The organism is Microcystis sp. LE19-84.1B (genome assembly GCF_027531875.1).
In the GTDB taxonomy this organism is placed as follows: Bacteria; Cyanobacteriota; Cyanobacteriia; order Cyanobacteriales; family Microcystaceae; genus Microcystis; species Microcystis panniformis.
The window spans coordinates 1-18513 of the sequence record NZ_JAPZSR010000018.1 but is presented as its reverse complement, the minus strand read 5'-3'; the positions used below and the strand labels follow the sequence as shown (position 1 = coordinate 18513).

Sequence of the window (18513 nt, the reverse complement as noted above, 5' to 3'; positions counted from 1 at the left end):
TTAAGTCGCAGTAAACGGGACTGATGAGATATCTAGATAGTGTCCTCGATTCAAGCGGCCATGTCTAGCCCCTAGCCCCCACAGCTTAAACTGTCTGGTTTGTCAAGTACAATTTATACAAAATAAGTGCGATTGCCCTGGTTAGTGAAGAATAAATTGCCCTCAGAAAATGCACTGAGGGATACATCTTTTTCGTCCGCATCAGGGAAATACTATGTTATAATTGCTTCTTAATTTGTTTGAAAAAAAATTGAGGTAAAATAGTTATGAAACTTACTGTCATTTTTTCAATAATCGTTCTATCTTCTGTGAGTTTAGCAAGTTCTATCGGCGCTGAAAATCTCGATCATGTGAAGAAATTTAAGCAAACAAAACAATGCTCTGGATGCGATTTAAGCGGTGCAGATTTGAGTGGATTAAATCTAAGACACGCTAACCTACAAGGTGCTGATTTAAGTGGTGCTAGTCTTGGTGGTTCTGATTTAACCAAAGCCAATTTAAGTGGCGCAATTTTGACGGGAGCTAACTTGAATGGTACCAAATTAATAGGAGCAAATTTATCAAATGCTAGACTTAATAGCGTTCGTATGTGGGTGACACAATTAATGGATGCTAATTTAAAAGGAGCAAGTTTGATAAATGCTTTTATAGGTAAGTCTAATTTTACAGGGGCGGATGTAACAGGTGCTAATTTTAATGGTGTACAAAGCTGTGATGGTGATCACAATTACATAGCACCAGATGGAAGCAGAAGCAACGCATGGTGTAAATAAATAAAAATGAACCACTCTACTCGATTGCGTAGCATAGTGGAGTAGTTCATTTAAGGGTTAATGATTTGGCATGACCTTAACTTGTTTTCAGAAGCTTGCGATGAAAAACTCCAGACTTACGGAAGCCGTTTGAAGTGTTCAACAAGCTCTGAAGTATTTTCAGCAGTTTTTAGTGAGGCCACAAATCCCTCTAAAACAATGCGAAAGCTAATCAGGAGTGATAGGAATAAAACTGGGGACAAGAGAAAAGCCAGTAAACCTTGACCCGGACCTGCTTGAAATCCATTTATCAAAGATGTTAAAGAAATTAGGAAGATAAAAATTCCCCCTACTCCGTAAATTAAACCAATAATTCTAATTCCAATAAATTTGGAAAAGGAAAGGTCGAATAATAAACTGAAAAAATTACTCGGCATTTAACTTGCTCCTCTCTTAATAAACGGCAATTTTTTGAAGTCTGAGTAACGAACTGTGAAAAGTTTCGGCATATCAGCCTATTTGGGTGCGATCGCAGAATTTTTCGTATATCACACCCAGAAGCTTGAAGTAGATTTATGACAATAGGCTGAAATAAAAGAAACTTTCTGGAAGTCTAGCGACGATTCTTTGATCTGACTGCATTTTTTGACAAAAGTTTACAATTATTCAACGTACTTAATTGTCGGGTACTTCTGTAAAGATTATCATTCATACTGCACTTGTCGCGTTTTGTTTCCATCTAAATCAACAAGAATCTAAGGGTAATATCAAGACTTATTGAACTGTTTGGTTAGTACACAATCCAAAAGCAAGCTGTGAGCTAGTAATAATTTTTGGAGATGTCTAATAACTAGCAGCAACAATCATCATATCCCCAAGTATAACCTTCACCATAATTTCTATTATCCTCACTCAAACATTTAAAAACTCTAACATTTCCATCTTGAAGAAGTCCGACTTCTGGTCCCCAATAATATGCTAGCCAAAACTTAATCAATACAACATCCGAACAAGAAAATATGATGTCTTGACTGATTGATTCCATAAATTTGGGGGAATTGCCAACATTGTTTAATCCTGGTTCACCGACTGTTATTTGTACTATCTTATTTCTGGTTGCTTTCCAAGGATTGTTTCGTCCATTATATTGAATCCACGTGGATTCATTTGATGAATTTAGAGTCTCTATACTAAATTCAGATGGTGCTTTCCCACCATTAACAGTTAGTTGCCAACTCCATGCCTTAGCTTTCTTCAATTTAGCTTGCGTTCTATCTAAAGAAGCTTGACACTTAGCAGAAACGGGCAATCTATTAGCCAAAGAAGGCGTTGTAAAGATAGTCACCTCGGTTAGAGCCAAACAGCTAAGAAAAGCGATAAGTTGCGAGTAAATTTTCATTTAATGCTTTCTCCTAATTAATATCAAAAAAGAGATAGGTTACTTAAGATACTCTAAAAATAGAGTTTTTTTGCTGGTATCAACGGTCTGATTAAGTCGAGGTACTACCAATTTAGCAAGTTTGGGATTATGGTGAGCAAATAATAGGATCATTTGTTTGTCCTTAAGCAATTCAGCGAGAGATTGGTCGTCCTGTGCCGCGGATTGCGTTTTGTCAATACCTTGCCAACGGGAGGCAACCTGAATAAAATCGTACACCCTTTTTCCCTTACCAAGTCCTTTTGCTTCCCCAAACCAAGGAATCAAGCCACCGTAACGTTCCCAATCCTCAAGGCGTTCTTCGAGACCGCAGCTCCTTCCAGTGGTAAACTCCCAAATATCAATTACCCAGCCAAAACCAACAACCCCTGTAGTTGTACATAATGCGAGTTTAGCTTTGATGGTTTCGCCAGACTGGTAAATTTCGGACTTAACCATTTTAATTTCTTGGTTAATTGAGAAAAGCCAGTTATTGGCGACTTTTGCAAAAGAATGTTTGGGATAATTCTGTCGTAAAGTCTGGAGAAATGCCTTAGATTCAGGATAAGAAATTGTGTTGTAGTAAGCCTGTGAACAATTTATGTAAGCTACAGGCATCAAAGCTGACAATTTCGCAATATTAGGAATATCTTGAAATGTTGAAGCCTGAGAACAAATGTTTGAGTTTTTGACCACCGCTATCTGGATATTTCGAGATAAAGGATGCCTCGGTGCAACAGCAAGGAAACGGCGACGTTGGGCTAGTGCTTGTGGAGATTGCCCTTGTTTATCGTAGAATTTTGCACAAGAATCATGAAAGTAAGGTAAATTTACCTGAATATTAGGTATTGCTCCACCATTTATTAATTTGTCCAAGCCGTCACAAGATTCGCTCCCGGCCAATTTGGCCACACCGTAGGTTGAAAATAACCCAGTGATTGAGCGATTCACTGCTTGCGTTAACTCATCTTTATCATGTTGCTCATTAAAAAGATACCGGCTAAACAAGGCTTTTGATAAATTTTTCTGTTGCTCTGCCTGTTTTGCTTGCTGGTTGGCGGTCATAAACGAAGAACAAGTTGCCATCTTTCGTTGAGCGAGGTCTGTTAGACCATCAAAGTTATTGAAAGGAAACGAGGCTGTTTCCTCTACCCGAGTAAAATAAGCTGTTGCCTCTGGACAATTAACGGATTGATAAGCCATTTGTCCCTTTTCAAAAGATTCATGGCGATAGGTTAAGGTTTCTTGAGCTTTGTTGATGGCAAAAGTCGAAGCGATGACAGTAATCGCAACAACGCTACCACCAACGAGAAGAGTCTGTGTTGAACTACCCATTTTATCTCCTAAGCTACTGTTGTGCAAGACTTTATGGCTAGATTAAGGAATCTAATAAAACTTTAATATCTGCTGCTCTAAGTATTTGCCAACCAAGGTTGGAGATTTTAGAGAGAAAAGTTATGTTATATTTGATTCTGTGACAGCTTTTCTGACTTCAGGAGCGAAAATGTATAGCAGAATATGGTTCGTTAATGCCTAAAGCCTTGTTAAAAGACCTAAGTGTGTTGTTGACCATATATTCAGGAGAGCCTTTGCGATAAATTCTTAATTAGCTTATGAACCAAATGGAGACGCAAAAATGTGATCTTTGTCGAGGGGGGTTTTGTACTCTTTGTCCCCAGACTAAAAAAGATTGGGATTTAGATAGATTATTTGAGGATCTGAAATGTGTACTTATTCTTCAAGATGAGTATGAATCTATCGATAAGGTTCCTAAGGAAGCATGGAAGTCCGCTCAAAGAGGAAATAAAACACTAAAAGCAAAGGAAAAATGTTGGTTATGTTTACTATTACAAGGCTATGATGTAAAACAGATAGAAAGCTATTTACATTTAACTAATATTAAAGGAGACCTGTCTAAAAGTATTTACAAATGGACAAGTTTTCTGGCTTCTGGCAAACAAATAGGTGATTGGGCGCGAGTTCCTATCTACCTTGAGCATCATGTTAACTCAGCCTACACTTGGAATTATAGAAAAAATACTTACTCCTCAGTTAAAAATGAAGAGATAGGGATTAATATTAAGCTGAGTAAGACAGATAAAAATTCAATCAATCATTCCATAATAGTTGAAGCATTCAGGCTTCTTAAAGTTGATATTAAGGAGGAAAATATACAAATAATAGAGTAAGATAATGATAACTTATTTAAATTTATTGGGATTATTTTCTCAAGGCTAAGTAATAAATGATTTCTGAAAATCATTAAATTCACAAATATTCAACAGGTAAAATTGAGGAGCAAATCATGACCAATCAGGCTGACGCACAAAATCAAAATACTATAATTCAACTGAAGGGTAACTATCAAATACTTGATCGGTTATGCGAACTATTTGAGTCTGGAGAATTAGAAAAAGCACTCGGTATTTCTATTTTAGAATTAGAAGCCTTTAGTCTAAAAAAAATTATAGTCTTAGAAGAACCTAAATCAAATGCTAAAATTTTAGATATATCTAAAAATACAATAACGATTCAAGAATCTGCTGTTATAGAAACATCAACCACTATTGAATCTATAAAAAGTGAGATAGTTTCCCTATGGAGTTTCTGGCAAAATTGTCTGGAAAATAAAGGATTTAAAACGGCAACGCTTGGGAACTCAATTAGTCGAAAAAAAGTAATTGAATTAGACCAACATCTACTCGAATTAATTTTGACTATTGACGAAATTAATAACAAAGAAATTCGCATCTATTTGAAAGTTAGACCTCAAAATGGTAAAGGTTATTTGCCTGAAAACCTAATTGTTTCTGTTTTCGATGAAGAAGGAGAATTTTTTCCCCCTCAAAGAACCAATGATCAAACTAATATTCTTGATCTTACGATAGGACATAGTTTTGTTTGTAAAACCAATGATTCTTTTAAAATTAGTTTTACTCTCAATGAAATTACGATAGTAGAAAGCTTTCCAGGATAGAAAAGAGATTGCTATGTCAAAAAAAATTTATTTTAAAATTGGTTCCTGTATTCAATTGCCAAACCGAATGGCAGTTCTACCCGTCACTTTGACTATCTCTGACTCTAAAGGCCGTTTGGAAGAAAGAAGCTCCTATCTTTCAATTATGCCAGAGCAACTTAGTCAGACATTTAATATCTGGAAAAATTACATTATTCCAGACTCTCCTCGACGACCTGAAATAAAATCTCTTTCTGAACAACTATTAAGTACCGATGGTAATATTAGTTTACAGAAACTGGCTGAAAATTTAAAAACAGAAATGAATCAATGGTTAACAGATACTCAAAGTTGGATTAACGAAAAGGGTGAAGTTGACTCAAAAATTCAAAACACCTTAGAAAAATACGCAAATTCACAAGAAGAAATTCAACTTTTTATACAAACTGAAGATCGAATATTAAGAGGATTTCCTTGGCAAGAGTGGGAATTTTTGCATCCTTTATTTCGTCTGCACAAAAATACAGAGTTATCTGTGAGCGCAACGGATTTCGCACGTCCTGAACAAAAACAAACCATTAACCGCTTAGATACAAGAGTTCGTATTTTAGCTATTTTCGCAGATAACGAATTAGATGAAAATAATGAATATAAACAAGAAAAAGAATCTCTTAATAGATTAAAAAAATATGGTGCTTTTATTCAGATACTTTACCAGCCGAATTACTCAAAATTAATTGAAGCACTAGAAGAACCAGCTGGTTGGCATATCTTCTTTTTTGCAGGTCATAGTCACAGTAATCCAGACGGTAGAATTGGCTGGCTGCAAATTAGTTGGTTAGATAATAATCAAAAACTTCAAACAAAAGAAATTGAGATTAATGAATTAACCAAATGGATGCAAAAATTGATTAATGATAAACTACAACTGGCAATTTTTAACTCCTGTGACGGTTTAGGATTAGCCAATCAACTAACTTCTCTGAATCTTCCTTACTGTATCGTAATGCGGGAAAGAGTTGATTCTTTCTTTGCCGGTACATTACTTAATCATTTGCTAAAGGCTTTTGTGGAAAGAGAAAAATCTATATTTGCCTCCATGCGTTATGCTCGTGAACAAATCTTATTGGAATATGATAAGGAAGCTAAACCATCGGGAAAAAGTTGGCTACCTGTTATTGTCGCTAACCCAGAAGCCCCTGAGTTAACTTGGGATAGTTTGTTTATAGAACGTCGCTTGGGTCCTAAATGTGAATTAATTTTATTAGTTGTTTTAATTGTTATAGTAGTTGGATTACCATTAAATATTTTAGGAGAATTTGGCAGTCTTAATACTTTGCGGTTTTATGCACAGCTTTATCCTCATATCATTGTTTATCCTTCACTATTTCTGCCTTTGTCGCTATTCTCTCTTTATCGAGCTTTTAGCTTAATACTAAAAAAAACAGGAATAATTTTGATGGTTACTACTCTTATTGCATTTGCATCTATAATTGCTATTTTTACAGAATTAAATTCTGATCCGTTATTCTTATTTGAAATTAAACCCGATAGCAGTATTATTCTTGAAATACAGGAATTAAATGCAATTCTAATCAGTAAAAATATTAATAAGTATCAACTTCCTCCTCAATGGTTAAATGAAATTAATTTAAAAGAGAAAGTTAATCTTGATAAACAATATATCGAAGCTTTTATTAAGGGAATTATTCAGCGTCCTGAAAAAAATAATGAAGCTAATGGAATTTTTTTGAGTATTGCCCATAGTCATCAACTTTGGTCAAAGCATTACTCTATAAGTCGCTTTTTTTATTTGTTCAATTACTGGGCAATTTTTTTCTGTGCTTTTGAATTGACAGCTTTTTTGTCGGAAAATATTTTTAATGATAACTCTGTATTTAACATTGATAAGTATTTCAAATATATTTTGTTGTGTGATATCGGATTGCTTCTCTGGATCCCTTTTGATAATTATTATACCAAACAAGTTAAAAGTTTATTATTTCAAACAGATAACTTAGAAACCAATCTCAGAATTTTTGTTTATTTATTTATTGTTTTTCTTCTATTAATGACTATTGTTTTTATAATCAAAAATCCTAGAATTAAAATATGGAATCATAAAGCAAGTTTAGCTTTTCTTTTTATTGCCATTTTCGTTTTCGTTTTCTCAATTTCAATAAATCAATTCATTTTGTCAAAAATAAACCAATCCTTCGGTCTTGCTAGTAAAAGTCTCTTTGTTACTTGGACAGGGGGGTTTTTCTTTCTAATGCTGGTCATATATCCTATTATCATTTTCTTGATTGAAGGGAAACAATTAGAAAAAAAAATTGTAAGCTTTAAAAAACTTATTAATTTCTTACGCTCATGAAACTCTTATCATCATCACAAATAACAACTTCTGTAGTGATCTCTTTTCTCTATATCCTACCTGTTGTTTTAATTCTAACAAAGGTTATTCCCTTTAGCGATCGCTTTTTAGTATTAACCATCACAGGAGCTTTGATTATCGGTCTAGCGATGCTCAACGAGATTGCTCCAGCAGATTTAGGCTTTAATCATCAAAATTTATTACCAGCGATTAAAGATATTTTACCCGTAACCATAATATCTTCCGTTTTAATGATTGTTTTTTATCTTAATAATGGAATGCGAATTGATAACACTGGTATTCCTTGGTATTTCTATGTATTTTACATTTCACTTTCATCTCCATTACAAGAATTTTTATACCGTTCCTACCTTTTTAATCGACTTGCTCAAATTCAACTTAATCAAGGTTATATCATTATCATCACTGCTATTCTTTATAGTTTTGCTCATAGTATTTATCAAGACCTGCTAACAGTTTTATTAAGTTTAATTATCGGTTTATATTGGGCATATCACTATAATCGCTTTAAGAATTTTTATAGTATTACCCTTAGCCATACAATTCTTGGTATTATCGCAATTCTTACAGGCAGTGTATAACCGACTTATTCATGCAATACAAAAACCCTAGCCATACTATAAATTAAAAGGTTGACCATAGATTTCCTTCATCTATTTATTAAAAGGCAATTATAAAGACTAAATTTTGGGAATTACATAAGCTTTAATTTTATAGCTATTACGACTTCCTTTTGGACTAAACCAATTGCCAGTTGCACCAAATTGGAAGCTGACAGGGGGACAAGCAAGCTAGAAGCTTTGACCACACAAGCTTCTAGCTTCTCTCGCCAAAAATAGATCGATGACCAGCAAAAAGCTAACGAAAGAATCAGGGATGGGAGCGAGCTTACTAGGAATTTTATCGATAAATGGGAGCCAGTGCGGAAAACTTATTCGATCAAAAGCTCTAGAAAGCTTATGATGTATCGATTTCAGGGTTCTTGTCCCCCTGTCAGATTGGTATGTTAAAATGAGGTGAAATAATATCAATGCGTGGAGTCATTCTTTGATATGAGTAAATATTCTAATTTTGACCCAACTCATTTTGTTGTCGAACCCGAAGAAACTGAACAAATAACCCAATTAAATCAGCTGCTTAATAGAGAAATCCCGACGAGACTCGTAACCGAACATGGAGAAAATATCCATATTCCCGAATCGGTTTTAATGGTACTTCGTTACAGTGTAGCTGCCTTAGCATCAGGACAGGTAATTCAGTTAAATGTTACCCCTCAGGATTTAACTATAGAAGAAGCGGCTAATTTGTTAAATGTTTCTAACTCTTATCTAATAAAATTACTAGAACAGGGGCAAATTTTATCGACTAATGTAGGCAGTGATAGACGGATAAAACGAGAAGATTTACTAATATATAAAGAGAAAAAATATCGAGAAAGAGAACAAATTTTAAATAACCTTGTAGCCATGACTGAAGCGGAAGGACTATACAGAAAAGATGAGGAATTAAACCTAGATGACAGCAGAGCCTAGGGTTGTTTTAGATGCTTGTGTTCTTATTCCTCAGTATTTACGCGATACTTTATTATCAATTGCTTGGCGAGGTTTATACTCCCCTTACTGGTCGAAATTAATTTTAGAAGAAACAACTCGCAATCTGATTAATCGATATAATATAACTTCAATAAAAGCCCTTAATTTAGTGGAGACAATGAAAGCAGCTTTTCCCGAAGCCATGATTGAAGTGCCATCTGGTTTAATTGAGTTAATGACAAACGACTTAAAAGATCGTCATGTTTTAGCAACTGCTGTTATGGCTAAAGCTAATCTAATTTTAACTAATAATCTTGCCGATTTTTCACTGTCAGCTTTAGAAACTTGGGGTATAAAGGCTCAATCTCCTGATACTTTTTTAAGTCATTTGTTCGATGAATATCCCGAAGAAATTAAATTCAGTCTAAATCGGCAGGTCGAGAAATATAAAAATCCTCAAAAATCTCTAGCTGAATTACTAGAGTTTTTAGATAAAAAAGCCAATTTATCTAATTTTTGTCAAAAGATAACTAAAATTCTTTGATATAACTGAACTTCTCTAGTGTAAATGTACTAGCTATCTAAACATGGCTACAGAGGGAATCGCTTACTCTAGAGATTGATGACACTATCTGTTACGATCAAGTTAGCGATCGCTAGACAGCCAACTCTACAGAATCGCTCTACTCCAGATACAGTCAACGGTAAAGCCATTTTCAAGTGAAAAATGTACCCAGTAGCCTCTTTTCAATTTTTTCTGAGAAGCTCCATAAGGGTTTTGTTAATTTTTTAGTATGTCTGTATGGGGGAAGTCCAGACATATCTATCATTAAATTTCGGTTTCAGCAGCTTCTCGTAAACGGCTAATTGTACTTTTCGCCTCTTTGAGTAAGTCATGCCAATCATCTGGAGGATGACCAGTATCTAGCATTTTCCTAAAGACTCTATAAGCGTCTGTATTACTATCATAAGCTCGCTTAGAGTTTTCATCATTGACCCAAGCGAGGAGAATTATTTTACTCTCTTGATGATATCGAAAAAACAGTCGATACTGCTGAAAAAACTTGGCTCTAAACCAGTGCTTGTAATCGTCTCCAAGCGTAGTTCCCAGTCGATACTCACTGCGAGTTGGGTCTTGAGGAATAGTATCAAAGGCTAACTTTGCTATGGCAGCTAGACGCTTTGTAGCATTTTTCCTTTTGTAATCTTGAGGAAACTTGTGACGCAGCTCTTCAACCTGCATCACAAGTTCTTCAAACTGTTCAAGGAACAGAGGATGAGCAAATATGCTCCATCCATTAATCACTAGGGGCTGATCTATAGACAACCTTATTCGTCCTCATCCAGAAGTGGTGCATCAAGATCCAGATCAACCCCAGAGACCAAGGATTGAACATGACTGACTAGGTTAGAACTAATTGCCTGTATGTGTTGAGGGTTCTGTTCCATATCTTGTGCAAGAAAATTCAGAAATTTCCCAAGCACTGGATCATTTTCTTCTGCCTCGTCAGCCCTGGAAATCCATACTTTGCCGTCGGCCTGTATGTTGTAGCAGATTTTATCACGCTTATTCAAGCCAAGGACTTTGCGAACAGAATCGGGAATTGTAGTCTGATAGCGATCGGTAAGAGTGGATTCTGGGCATGGGGCCATCGTTGCAGCCATTGCGACCTCTAAACCTGTCTGTAAAAACTAGATATTGATGGTAATGCAACTGCATTGTCTTGTCAAGTATGGAGTGACTAGATCTACAGCCTAACGGAGCCGTTCACCTTAAATGTCGGCAGGATGCCCCCGTTACACCCATAAGGTTGTTGTAATAAACCTAAACCTGTCAGCATCCCACACCCCATCACCCCACTTCCCCCCAGTTGAGTTAGCGGGTTAGGCTTCGATCTGTCAGAATACAAGTATTGAAACAAACCCTTTAAGAGGCTTCATGGTGGAAGTTAAAGTCGTTCCCCCGAAACGCAATTGGGTTCAGACGTGGTGGCAATCCCTGAATTCCTTATCTCGCTTACTGGTGATTGCTCTAGCTGCACCACTTATCGTTCTGAATGCCTGGGCATTATCGGCAATTTTTGGCTATTTTGAATCTTTATTTGTTATTTTACTGATAGCGGCCGTTCTATCTTTTCTCTTGGGTTATCCGGTGACTTGGTTGGAACGTCAGGGATTAAAACGGGGTTTAGCTGCGATCGTGGTTTCCCTGATCACGATTTTAATTTTTGTGGCCGTGGGAATCACCCTAGTTCCCTTAGTCTTCACCCAAGCGCAGCAATTTGTCAACAGATTGCCAGAATGGTTAGACTCGGGACAGCGCCAACTGATGCAACTAGATACCAAAATCGACACGATGAATCTACCGATTCCGATCAGTTTCGATGGTGTTATCGCTCAGTTTAACAGTCGTTTAGGGGCAGAATTGCAAATTTTAGCGGGAAGAAGCGTTAATTTAGCCCTTAATCTCACCGTTTTTACCGTGGTGCGAGTGCTTGATGTGCTGCTAACCATTATCCTCACCTTTTATCTACTTCTCCACAGTCCCGATATCTGGAGGAGTATTATCCAATGGTTGCCCAAACCCGTCCAACAACCCTTTTCCCTAACCCTACGCTTAAGTTTTCAGAATTACTTTGTCGGTCAGGTGATTTGTGCCACCTGCATGGCCCTGGGATTAGTCACGGCATTTTTATCGATTAAAGTCCCTTTTGGTCTTCTATTTGGCCTTTTGATTGGTACCATGGCCTTAATCCCTTTTGGGGGAACTGTAGGCATTGTCACGGTGACAGCTTTACTAGCTTTGCGCGATATTGGTTTAGCTCTGCAAGTTTTAGCCGTAGCTGTAGTGGTGCAGCAAATTGTCGAAAACGGCATTGCTCCCCGGATTTTGGGCAGTGTCACCGGGTTAAATCCCTTTTGGGTGTTGGTTTCGGTCTTGACGGGGGCGCGAGTGGGCGGTTTACTAGGGGTGATTATCGCGGTTCCCATGGCAGTAATGATCAAGGAAGCTTTGGAGGTTATCCGTCAAGTGACACCGGAGGAGACAAAATACGGGATAATTAAACCCTCTCTCCCCCTAGAATCGGAATCCTCTAGCGAGGTGGTTTCTCGCTGAAAAATGACTGACGGTATGATCTGAGGTGATCGGCATTTTTCTCGCAGGTTCTTGGTTTTTCTCCCTCGATCGAGTTATGATGTAAATATTGGTAGATTAACTCCACTTGCCCTGATTGCTGTCCATGACAAGCAAGGACAAATCAAGGCTTGAGGATGCCTTGCTGGTCTCTGAAACCTAGCTTATTGGGAGATTAGCTGACCAATTGTCTCCAAACTCGGATAATTTCTAAGAAAAGGTGATTGTCTATCCCGATAAATCAGCAAAAAATCAATATTTTGGTTAAATAGGCTACATTAACAGCCAGGTTTCTATCGTAAGCTCGAAGTTAAGACATAAAGTCAATATCACCCTCCGATTGCAATGAAAAAATGTTTGGATCGCTTAATATTTGGGCTTTTCAGACATTTTTTTTGTGGATTGATACTAAATCCAGTTATTAAAAACTGATTTAGTAAGCTAAGACGCATTTAAACCGCTTAGGGACTTGCGTAGGAATAATATCCCAGCCAGAAAATCGCTCTGTAGAAGAACCAGACCAGCCAGATGGCACATTATCAAAGCGCAAGTCCCTAAAATCTCGAAGGCTCTCCCCCTACTTAGGGTGATCAGCAAACCTGATCGATCCGGAGGGCGCAAGCATTGCGCCCCTACAGTAACGGATTTTGTCCACAATGTAGGGGCGAACTGCGTTCGCCCAAAAGGTACATTATCAAAGCGCAAGTCCCTTATTCTTAGATTAGCCGAACCTCCCGCAATCCCTTTACTGTTGCCTTTTGCCTCGTCTCAACAAGCAATCTAAATTACGAACAGCTTATGACATGGACAAACACCAACAGACCATGATCTGGAGAGATCGTCAAGAAAAGTATCAGAGGGAACTCCTGGAAAAGAATTGGTAAAATATAATTAGTAGGGAGAGTATTGCTGTTAATGTTTCGCTTTTTAACGAGACGTTAACCAAGCCCAAAGGCAAAAAACAGCAGTAATTTGCTAAAAGCTCAAGGCCGATAGCTGACTGCTCTATATATCTCTCGTATTCTTTACTTGTCGAGTTCAACACGACCCCTTTATGGAATCAAGCAACCCGTCAGGGAAGACTTCCGAACCTCCTAGTCATAGGTGGGCCAATTTACTCGGAACCATGATCGCAATTCTGACCCTAACGTTACCCTTGTTAGCGATTGGATATAACTCCACGCCTAACTATACCGAAGAACCCCTTACCGGTAACACATCCTACTCCCTAACGAGGCAAATGAGGTGACAGAATTGAGATAGACGATTGCCAAGGTAAAATTTTTTTCTTCGTCCCGATCCCCCTTATGGGTAGAATTTGGATCGGAGTTAATCAAAGTGTGTTTTAATTTTGCTTGCGCTTTTAGGTGACTCTAAAGGCGCTATTGTCTTGTATTTGGAGAAAGCTTGTGGATTTATCGCGCATTCCTGCCCAACCGAAACCCGGTTTAATTAATGTTTTAGTGGAAATTACCGCCGGTAGTAAGAATAAATACGAGTTTGATAAGGATTTAAACGCCTTTGCTCTCGATCGCGTTCTCTATTCTTCGGTACAATATCCCTGTGATTATGGTTTTGTTCCCAATACCCTCGCCGATGACGGCGATCCTTTAGATGGTATGGTGATCATGGATCAGCCTACTTTCCCCGGCTGTGTGATTACGGCGCGTCCCATTGGTATGTTAGAAATGATCGATGGTGGTGATCGCGATGAAAAAATTCTCTGTGTTCCCGCTAAAGATCCCCGTTATGCAGAGGTAAAATCTCTCAAAGATGTCTCTCCCCATCGCTTGGAAGAAATCGCCGAGTTTTTCAAAACCTATAAGAATCTAGAGAAAAAAGTCACAGAAATTCTCGGTTGGAAAGATGTGGACGCAGTAAATGCTTTAGTTGAACAGTGTATTGCTGCTTATAAGTAAGGTTTGCGGCAAAAAGTTTGTTGCTGGAGTCAGTTATCAGTTATCAGTTATCAGTTATCAGTTCACTGATTACTGTTTACTGTTTACTGATAACTGAAAAGTTTCCCCACTTCCCCATTTCCCCATTTCCCCATTTCCCCACTTCCCCACTTCCCCACTTCCCCACCTCCCCATTTCCCCACTTCCCTACACCCCAATTTATGCGAATAGAAACCTTAAAATCGGGTTTAATCGTCTCCTGTCAAGCGCCAGTGGAGTCATCTCTGCACGATCCTATAATTATTGCTGCCATGGCTCATGCTTGCGTGGATAGGGGTGCTTGTGGGGTAAGAATTGATAGTCCCGCTCATCTGAAAGCTACCCGTCAACAATTGCCGGATATACCGATAATTGGACTCTGGAAACGCAATTATCGCGATTGTTCGGTATATATTACTCCCAAATATCAAGATGCTCTCGCCATTGCCGATGCGGGTGCCGATATAATTGCCTTGGATGCTACCCCCAGAAAGCGTCCTAATGATGAAAATTTAGCCACAATTATCGATCGTATTCATCAGGAAACTGGTAAATTAGTCATGGCAGATATAGACTCGATCGAAAGTGCTATTTATGCTGTGGCAGCTGGTGCTGATATTGTCGGTACAACTCTTTACGGTTACACAGAAGCAACTAAAAATCTGCCACCGCCGAGTTTTTCTTTCCTAGAAGAATTAGTTAATAAGTTATCAGTTCCTGTTATCTGTGAAGGAGGAATATCGACTCCAACAGAAGCAAAAAAAGCCCTAGAAGTTGGTGCATATTCGGTAGTTGTTGGCACGGCAATTACAGGGATTGATTTAAAAACTAGCGCTTTTTTACAAGGAATTTTATCAAAAGATTAATGGGAGGTAAAAAAACAAAAAGTTTAGCCGCACCTGCTAAAATAGCGACAACCAAAGCGATTAAAATCCCCCGGTTTGTGAATTGAGGAGAGGCAATAGCCAAAAGGCAAAACGGAGAATAAATAATCAGTGGGCAAGTCCAGTAATAAAATCATCAAATTCTAACTACGCCATCGTAAAATTTGTGCTTTAATGGGGTTGACAAAATCCCGTTTTTCTGCTTGAGATTTTTCGTATTCTTGCTTGAGGCGATAATACCATTTGGCCTGGGTATCGGCATCATCAATTAACATCAAAGCTGGATGATAACTAAGTCCCTCCTGTTGTTTAATCACCACATCGCGATCCTGTTTGAGGAATTGTCGAGTTAAATAACGCAAAAGAGGGGTTAAAAATGCCAACCAAGGGATCGTATAGTATAAACTTTGATGGACTTCGCAGTGATTTTCATCGATGGGAGTAATTGCCGTAAAAGCACAGGCTAAATGGCGGTCGCCTCGTAGTATTTCTGTACGCACCGAGGGCAATTCAAAAACAATTTCAATCGATACTTTATTACCCAAAATTTTATAGGGTTTCGCACTTACAGGCATATCATAGGGAGCAAGACGGAAACCGAGGGGAACAGGTTCGTATTGTTTTTCTTTGACCCGAAATTGGCGCGGACCGCTGCGCCACCACCAAGAAGTATGAACGTAGGGACCGTGGGCCGGATCCATCAATCCCACCACTGCATGGTCAATATTGCAGTCAAAAGTGATAGTTTCGGCTATTTTGGGGGTAAGTTTGCCAAAATCGGCAATAGTCGGCACAGGGGGCAGATTTTCTCGATTAATTTCTCTTTTTGAGTCTGCCGGAATAAACACCCAGATATGACCTTGTATTTCACGACAGGGATAACTGGTGACACAAATTCTGCTAATATCAAGGCGATCGTGTTCCGTTAATGAGGGGATCTCAGAACAAACGCCATCGCTAGTGTTAAATTTCCAGCCATGATAGCAACAGTACACCCCATCCCCTTCAATCCAGCCATGGTGCAGCGGAATGCCACGATGGGGGCAAATATCCCGCAATGCGAACACTTCTCCATCCTCTCTCCTGCCAACAACAATCGGTTCACCTAGCATTTTTTTGGCCATTAGCTGACCGGGTTTAAGTTTATTTGCCGGTGTGGCCACATACCAAAAGTCGCGCAGTAAGCTAGTCATAAGATTTGTCTGGAGAGCTTCGATCGTTCATCCTATCATTAGAGATGAAGGTTATGACCGGGACTAGGGCAGATAATTTATGGACGTAACTGGATTCGAACCAGTGACCCCATCGATGTCAACGATGTACTCTAACCAACTGAGCTATACGTCCGCACGAATTGTTATTATAACACGATTGCTCCTAATTAGGCAAGCCCCTAGGCAGTAAATTGATAGCCAATTAACTTATAAATTAACTTGGCAGTGGTAAATTCCGAGACCACCGAATCACTAATCGGGGCCAATTCCATCACATCGCAGCCAATCACTTGATGGGTTTGGAAAAGACGACGGAGAAAGCCTAGGGTTTGATGCCAACTTAACCCCCCCGGTTCAGGTGTTCCCACCCCCGGAATTAAAGCCGGATCGATGCCATCCACGTCTATGGTTAAAAATACCTTCTCGGTGCTAATTTTGGCGATCGCTTTTTCGATCCAATTCGGATCACCGGCGATATCTCGATCCCAAATCACGGGAATCTGCTGTTTAGCGATTAATTCCGCTTCTTCTCGACAAATAGCCCGAATTCCCACGGGTAAGGTCGGTAAACCCATTTCTAACACCCGACGCATCACACAGGCGTGGTTATGGTGGGAGCCTTCGTACTCAAAACGCATATCGCCATGGGCATCAATTTGAACCACAGTAAAAGGTTCCGATAAAGCTTGTCGGTAAGCTTGTACTACTCCCGTAGTGATAGCGTGTTCACCCCCGACGGCGACGACAAATTTATCATCGGCAATTAAACGCGAAACTGTAGCTGTGGTGACGGCTAACATCTCCTCGGCGGACAATTGCGGTTGCTGACGGGTATCGGCGATCGCATCATGGGTATAGATGCCCACTTCTAAACAGGTTTCCCTCTTAAGTTCCTCGTCATAAGCTTCCAATTGTTGGGAAGCAGTAATCACCGCCGCCGGTCCAGTTTCACAACCCTTGCGATAGGTGGTGGTGGCCTCGTAGGGAATCGGCAGGATCACGGCCTTAGCTGTGGCGTAAGTGGCGATCGCTTCACTCCCTAAAAATTGTTCGCTACCGGTGGCGCCAGACAATAACATGGGCAAGTCACAGAAAATTTTAGTCCAACCTTCTATTATAAATATTTTGACTATTTTTGTCTATTACAGCCTTTCTCATCAACCTGAACTGACCTCATACATATCTACTAATACTAAATCCGTTGAGTATAGGCTACATATCAGGAGAGGCACTCATGCAAGAGACACTCATGCAAAAGGGAGAATAAATAATCAGTTTTTAATAACCGGATTTGGTATAAGTAGGGAGGCACAATTATTTGTAGGATGGGTTAGCGGTAGCGTAACATGAACCGGCGTTGGGTTTCATGCTTCAACCCAACCTACGTTCATCTTATATTTAATTCCACCCACCTACTTATTGAGATAACTGCTGTAACGATAGCTTAACACCCTCTACCACTGTCAACCTAACTTCTAATTAGGTTGCTTAGGTTTTTCGAGTTGCTCTTTAACTAATTCTAAGGGAAGTTTTAACACTCTAGCAATTTGTTCGACGTTTAAGCCTTCTTTCATCAATTCTGTAGCGATTTCGAGTTTATATTCTTCAGCAATATTAGGTTTTTGTAACTGATTTTCTGGTAGTTGATTACAGATATTACCTTCGCTAATTTGGATTCCAAATACATTATTGTTAGCGACATTATAATAATATCTTCGCAGACTAGACCTAAGATTAGCTTTATTAACTTCTTCTCCTAGAATTTCCGATAAGGTTTTCCATAGCTTACCGGCTACATCCTTGACATATTTCTCGGAACGATGATGATTTTTAGCGATTTCTGTGTATTTTTGGTGATTAATCACCCCTTCTAAGATTTCAGACTGAACATCATCTAAATTCTCTCCTGTATAGGAGAAGATGAGATTATCAACAGTTGTAATTAAAGAATGAATATCAAAATTGTTCATTGTTAAACACAGAATCCAGATTAATAAGCTTTTACCTGACATTATATGACATTATCAGTTGTACGGTCAATTTAATATTATTTTTAGATTTAAGTTATTTGTCTTAATACTGCTTTATATAGCTTTAAAACGCTCTCATTCCCTCGAAAAAGAAGCCGCTAACGTCGGTTAAATTGCCTTTTTTATATAACTCATTCCCCCTTAATTGAATAAGTTGAGGGGGATTTTTATAGATTAATTTTCGGCTTCATTTTCTAAAATTTCCTGTAATTGTGAACGCAATGGAGTTAGATTATTTTCAATCGTCCGCCAAGCAATTG

19 protein-coding genes and 1 tRNA gene are annotated in these 18513 nt (G+C 38.5%); 11 read left to right on the top strand and 9 right to left on the bottom strand.

Going from position 1 to position 18513, the window contains the following annotated elements:
- Nucleotides 1-266 precede the first annotated feature (266 nt).
- Nucleotides 267-773: a pentapeptide repeat-containing protein gene (locus O9324_RS00830; protein WP_288139230.1), complete on the top strand. Its 507-nt coding sequence runs from the start codon at nucleotides 267-269 to the stop codon at nucleotides 771-773.
- 116 nt (nucleotides 774-889) lie between these two features.
- Here the strand turns inward: O9324_RS00830 and O9324_RS00825 are convergent, their stop codons facing one another.
- From O9324_RS00825 to O9324_RS00815, 3 genes are all read right to left on the bottom strand, one after another.
- Nucleotides 890-1189, bottom strand: a complete 300-nt coding sequence (locus O9324_RS00825) for a DUF4282 domain-containing protein (RefSeq protein WP_002746713.1) — start codon at nucleotides 1187-1189, stop codon at nucleotides 890-892.
- A 413-nt stretch (nucleotides 1190-1602) separates the two neighbouring features.
- On the bottom strand, nucleotides 1603-2151 hold the full coding sequence (locus tag O9324_RS00820; protein WP_002746712.1) for a hypothetical protein: 549 nt from the start codon (nucleotides 2149-2151) through the stop codon (nucleotides 1603-1605).
- A 39-nt stretch (nucleotides 2152-2190) separates the two neighbouring features.
- Nucleotides 2191-3504 carry a tetratricopeptide repeat protein gene (locus O9324_RS00815; protein ID WP_288139229.1) on the bottom strand — a complete coding sequence of 438 codons (1314 nt, stop codon included), beginning with the start codon at nucleotides 3502-3504 and terminating at the stop codon, nucleotides 2191-2193.
- A 278-nt stretch (nucleotides 3505-3782) separates the two neighbouring features.
- Between O9324_RS00815 and O9324_RS00810 the strand changes: the two genes are divergently transcribed.
- From O9324_RS00810 to O9324_RS00785, 6 genes are all read left to right on the top strand, one after another.
- The gene (locus O9324_RS00810; RefSeq protein ID WP_194032910.1) at nucleotides 3783-4358 is read left to right on the top strand and encodes a hypothetical protein; all 576 of its coding nucleotides are present in this window, start codon (nucleotides 3783-3785) and stop codon (nucleotides 4356-4358) included.
- A gap of 116 nt (nucleotides 4359-4474) precedes the next feature.
- Entirely contained in the window at nucleotides 4475-5146 is a 672-nt protein-coding gene (locus O9324_RS00805) for a DUF1822 family protein (protein ID WP_002746707.1), read from the top strand.
- A gap of 13 nt (nucleotides 5147-5159) precedes the next feature.
- Nucleotides 5160-7499 (top strand): hypothetical protein, encoded by a 2340-nt coding sequence (locus O9324_RS00800; RefSeq protein ID WP_288139228.1) that lies wholly within the window; start codon nucleotides 5160-5162, stop codon nucleotides 7497-7499.
- Nucleotides 7500-7534: 35 nt separating this feature from the next.
- Nucleotides 7535-8101 (top strand): CPBP family intramembrane glutamic endopeptidase, encoded by a 567-nt coding sequence (locus O9324_RS00795; RefSeq protein WP_288139227.1) that lies wholly within the window; start codon nucleotides 7535-7537, stop codon nucleotides 8099-8101.
- Nucleotides 8102-8572: 471 nt separating this feature from the next.
- Entirely contained in the window at nucleotides 8573-9052 is a 480-nt protein-coding gene (locus O9324_RS00790) for an excisionase family DNA-binding protein (RefSeq protein ID WP_288139226.1), read from the top strand.
- Nucleotides 9036-9596, top strand: a complete 561-nt coding sequence (locus O9324_RS00785) for a PIN domain-containing protein (protein WP_190359400.1) — start codon at nucleotides 9036-9038, stop codon at nucleotides 9594-9596. The genes O9324_RS00790 and O9324_RS00785 overlap by 17 nt, the downstream gene beginning before the upstream one ends.
- 285 nt (nucleotides 9597-9881) lie before the next feature.
- Here O9324_RS00785 and O9324_RS00780 read toward each other — a convergent pair whose 3' ends face one another.
- Together O9324_RS00780 and O9324_RS00775 are read right to left on the bottom strand one after the other, a co-directional pair.
- Nucleotides 9882-10358 (bottom strand): type II toxin-antitoxin system YhaV family toxin, encoded by a 477-nt coding sequence (locus O9324_RS00780; RefSeq protein ID WP_288139231.1) that lies wholly within the window; start codon nucleotides 10356-10358, stop codon nucleotides 9882-9884.
- 23 nt (nucleotides 10359-10381) lie between these two features.
- Nucleotides 10382-10717, bottom strand: a complete 336-nt coding sequence (locus tag O9324_RS00775; RefSeq protein ID WP_287703408.1) for a type II toxin-antitoxin system PrlF family antitoxin — start codon at nucleotides 10715-10717, stop codon at nucleotides 10382-10384.
- A 274-nt stretch (nucleotides 10718-10991) separates the two neighbouring features.
- On the opposite strand from O9324_RS00775, the gene O9324_RS00770 reads away from it, so the two are divergent.
- The 4 genes from O9324_RS00770 (at nucleotide 10992) to O9324_RS00760 (ending at nucleotide 14991) form a co-directional block, all read left to right on the top strand.
- Complete coding sequence (locus O9324_RS00770) at nucleotides 10992-12170, top strand: AI-2E family transporter (RefSeq protein WP_193960867.1); 1179 nt, start codon at nucleotides 10992-10994, stop codon at nucleotides 12168-12170.
- A gap of 1072 nt (nucleotides 12171-13242) precedes the next feature.
- Nucleotides 13243-13437, top strand: coding sequence for a TLTLP motif-containing protein (locus O9324_RS27390; protein ID WP_012267246.1), 195 nt, complete (start codon nucleotides 13243-13245; stop codon nucleotides 13435-13437).
- 160 nt (nucleotides 13438-13597) lie between these two features.
- Nucleotides 13598-14107, top strand: a complete 510-nt coding sequence (locus O9324_RS00765; RefSeq protein ID WP_002770856.1) for an inorganic diphosphatase — start codon at nucleotides 13598-13600, stop codon at nucleotides 14105-14107.
- 200 nt (nucleotides 14108-14307) lie between these two features.
- Nucleotides 14308-14991, top strand: coding sequence for an N-acetylmannosamine-6-phosphate 2-epimerase (locus O9324_RS00760; protein ID WP_002770854.1), 684 nt, complete (start codon nucleotides 14308-14310; stop codon nucleotides 14989-14991).
- 161 nt (nucleotides 14992-15152) lie between these two features.
- Here O9324_RS00760 and O9324_RS00755 read toward each other — a convergent pair whose 3' ends face one another.
- The 4 genes from O9324_RS00755 to O9324_RS00740 all read right to left on the bottom strand — a co-directional run bounded on the left by O9324_RS00755 (nucleotide 15153) and on the right by O9324_RS00740 (nucleotide 18193).
- Nucleotides 15153-16202: a Rieske 2Fe-2S domain-containing protein gene (locus tag O9324_RS00755; protein ID WP_287739691.1), complete on the bottom strand. Its 1050-nt coding sequence runs from the start codon at nucleotides 16200-16202 to the stop codon at nucleotides 15153-15155.
- A gap of 80 nt (nucleotides 16203-16282) precedes the next feature.
- Nucleotides 16283-16356: transfer RNA gene (locus O9324_RS00750), tRNA-Val, on the bottom strand.
- A gap of 46 nt (nucleotides 16357-16402) precedes the next feature.
- A complete protein-coding gene (gene speB / locus O9324_RS00745) occupies nucleotides 16403-17302 on the bottom strand; it encodes an agmatinase (RefSeq protein ID WP_079209843.1) in 900 nt (299 codons plus the stop codon).
- A 396-nt stretch (nucleotides 17303-17698) separates the two neighbouring features.
- Nucleotides 17699-18193 (bottom strand): helix-turn-helix domain-containing protein, encoded by a 495-nt coding sequence (locus O9324_RS00740; protein ID WP_079210086.1) that lies wholly within the window; start codon nucleotides 18191-18193, stop codon nucleotides 17699-17701.
- Between the last annotated feature and the right edge of the window lie 320 nt (nucleotides 18194-18513).

What these genes read in the sequence shown, in the direction of transcription:
- O9324_RS00830 (WP_288139230.1), top strand. Translation starts at nt 267, where the DNA reads ATGAAACTTACTGTCATTTTTTCAATAATCGTTCTATCTTCTGTGAGT.
- O9324_RS00825 (WP_002746713.1), bottom strand. Translation starts at nt 1,189, where the DNA reads ATGCCGAGTAATTTTTTCAGTTTATTATTCGACCTTTCCTTTTCCAAA.
- O9324_RS00820 (WP_002746712.1), bottom strand. Translation starts at nt 2,151, where the DNA reads ATGAAAATTTACTCGCAACTTATCGCTTTTCTTAGCTGTTTGGCTCTA.
- O9324_RS00815 (WP_288139229.1), bottom strand. Translation starts at nt 3,504, where the DNA reads ATGGGTAGTTCAACACAGACTCTTCTCGTTGGTGGTAGCGTTGTTGCG.
- O9324_RS00810 (WP_194032910.1), top strand. Translation starts at nt 3,783, where the DNA reads ATGAACCAAATGGAGACGCAAAAATGTGATCTTTGTCGAGGGGGGTTT.
- O9324_RS00805 (WP_002746707.1), top strand. Translation starts at nt 4,475, where the DNA reads ATGACCAATCAGGCTGACGCACAAAATCAAAATACTATAATTCAACTG.
- O9324_RS00800 (WP_288139228.1), top strand. Translation starts at nt 5,160, where the DNA reads ATGTCAAAAAAAATTTATTTTAAAATTGGTTCCTGTATTCAATTGCCA.
- O9324_RS00790 (WP_288139226.1), top strand. Translation starts at nt 8,573, where the DNA reads ATGAGTAAATATTCTAATTTTGACCCAACTCATTTTGTTGTCGAACCC.
- O9324_RS00785 (WP_190359400.1), top strand. Translation starts at nt 9,036, where the DNA reads ATGACAGCAGAGCCTAGGGTTGTTTTAGATGCTTGTGTTCTTATTCCT.
- O9324_RS00775 (WP_287703408.1), bottom strand. Translation starts at nt 10,717, where the DNA reads ATGGCTGCAACGATGGCCCCATGCCCAGAATCCACTCTTACCGATCGC.
- O9324_RS00770 (WP_193960867.1), top strand. Translation starts at nt 10,992, where the DNA reads ATGGTGGAAGTTAAAGTCGTTCCCCCGAAACGCAATTGGGTTCAGACG.
- O9324_RS27390 (WP_012267246.1), top strand. Translation starts at nt 13,243, where the DNA reads ATGGAATCAAGCAACCCGTCAGGGAAGACTTCCGAACCTCCTAGTCAT.
- O9324_RS00760 (WP_002770854.1), top strand. Translation starts at nt 14,308, where the DNA reads ATGCGAATAGAAACCTTAAAATCGGGTTTAATCGTCTCCTGTCAAGCG.
- O9324_RS00755 (WP_287739691.1), bottom strand. Translation starts at nt 16,202, where the DNA reads ATGACTAGCTTACTGCGCGACTTTTGGTATGTGGCCACACCGGCAAAT.
- speB (WP_079209843.1), bottom strand. Translation starts at nt 17,302, where the DNA reads ATGTTATTGTCTGGCGCCACCGGTAGCGAACAATTTTTAGGGAGTGAA.
- O9324_RS00740 (WP_079210086.1), bottom strand. Translation starts at nt 18,193, where the DNA reads ATGAACAATTTTGATATTCATTCTTTAATTACAACTGTTGATAATCTC.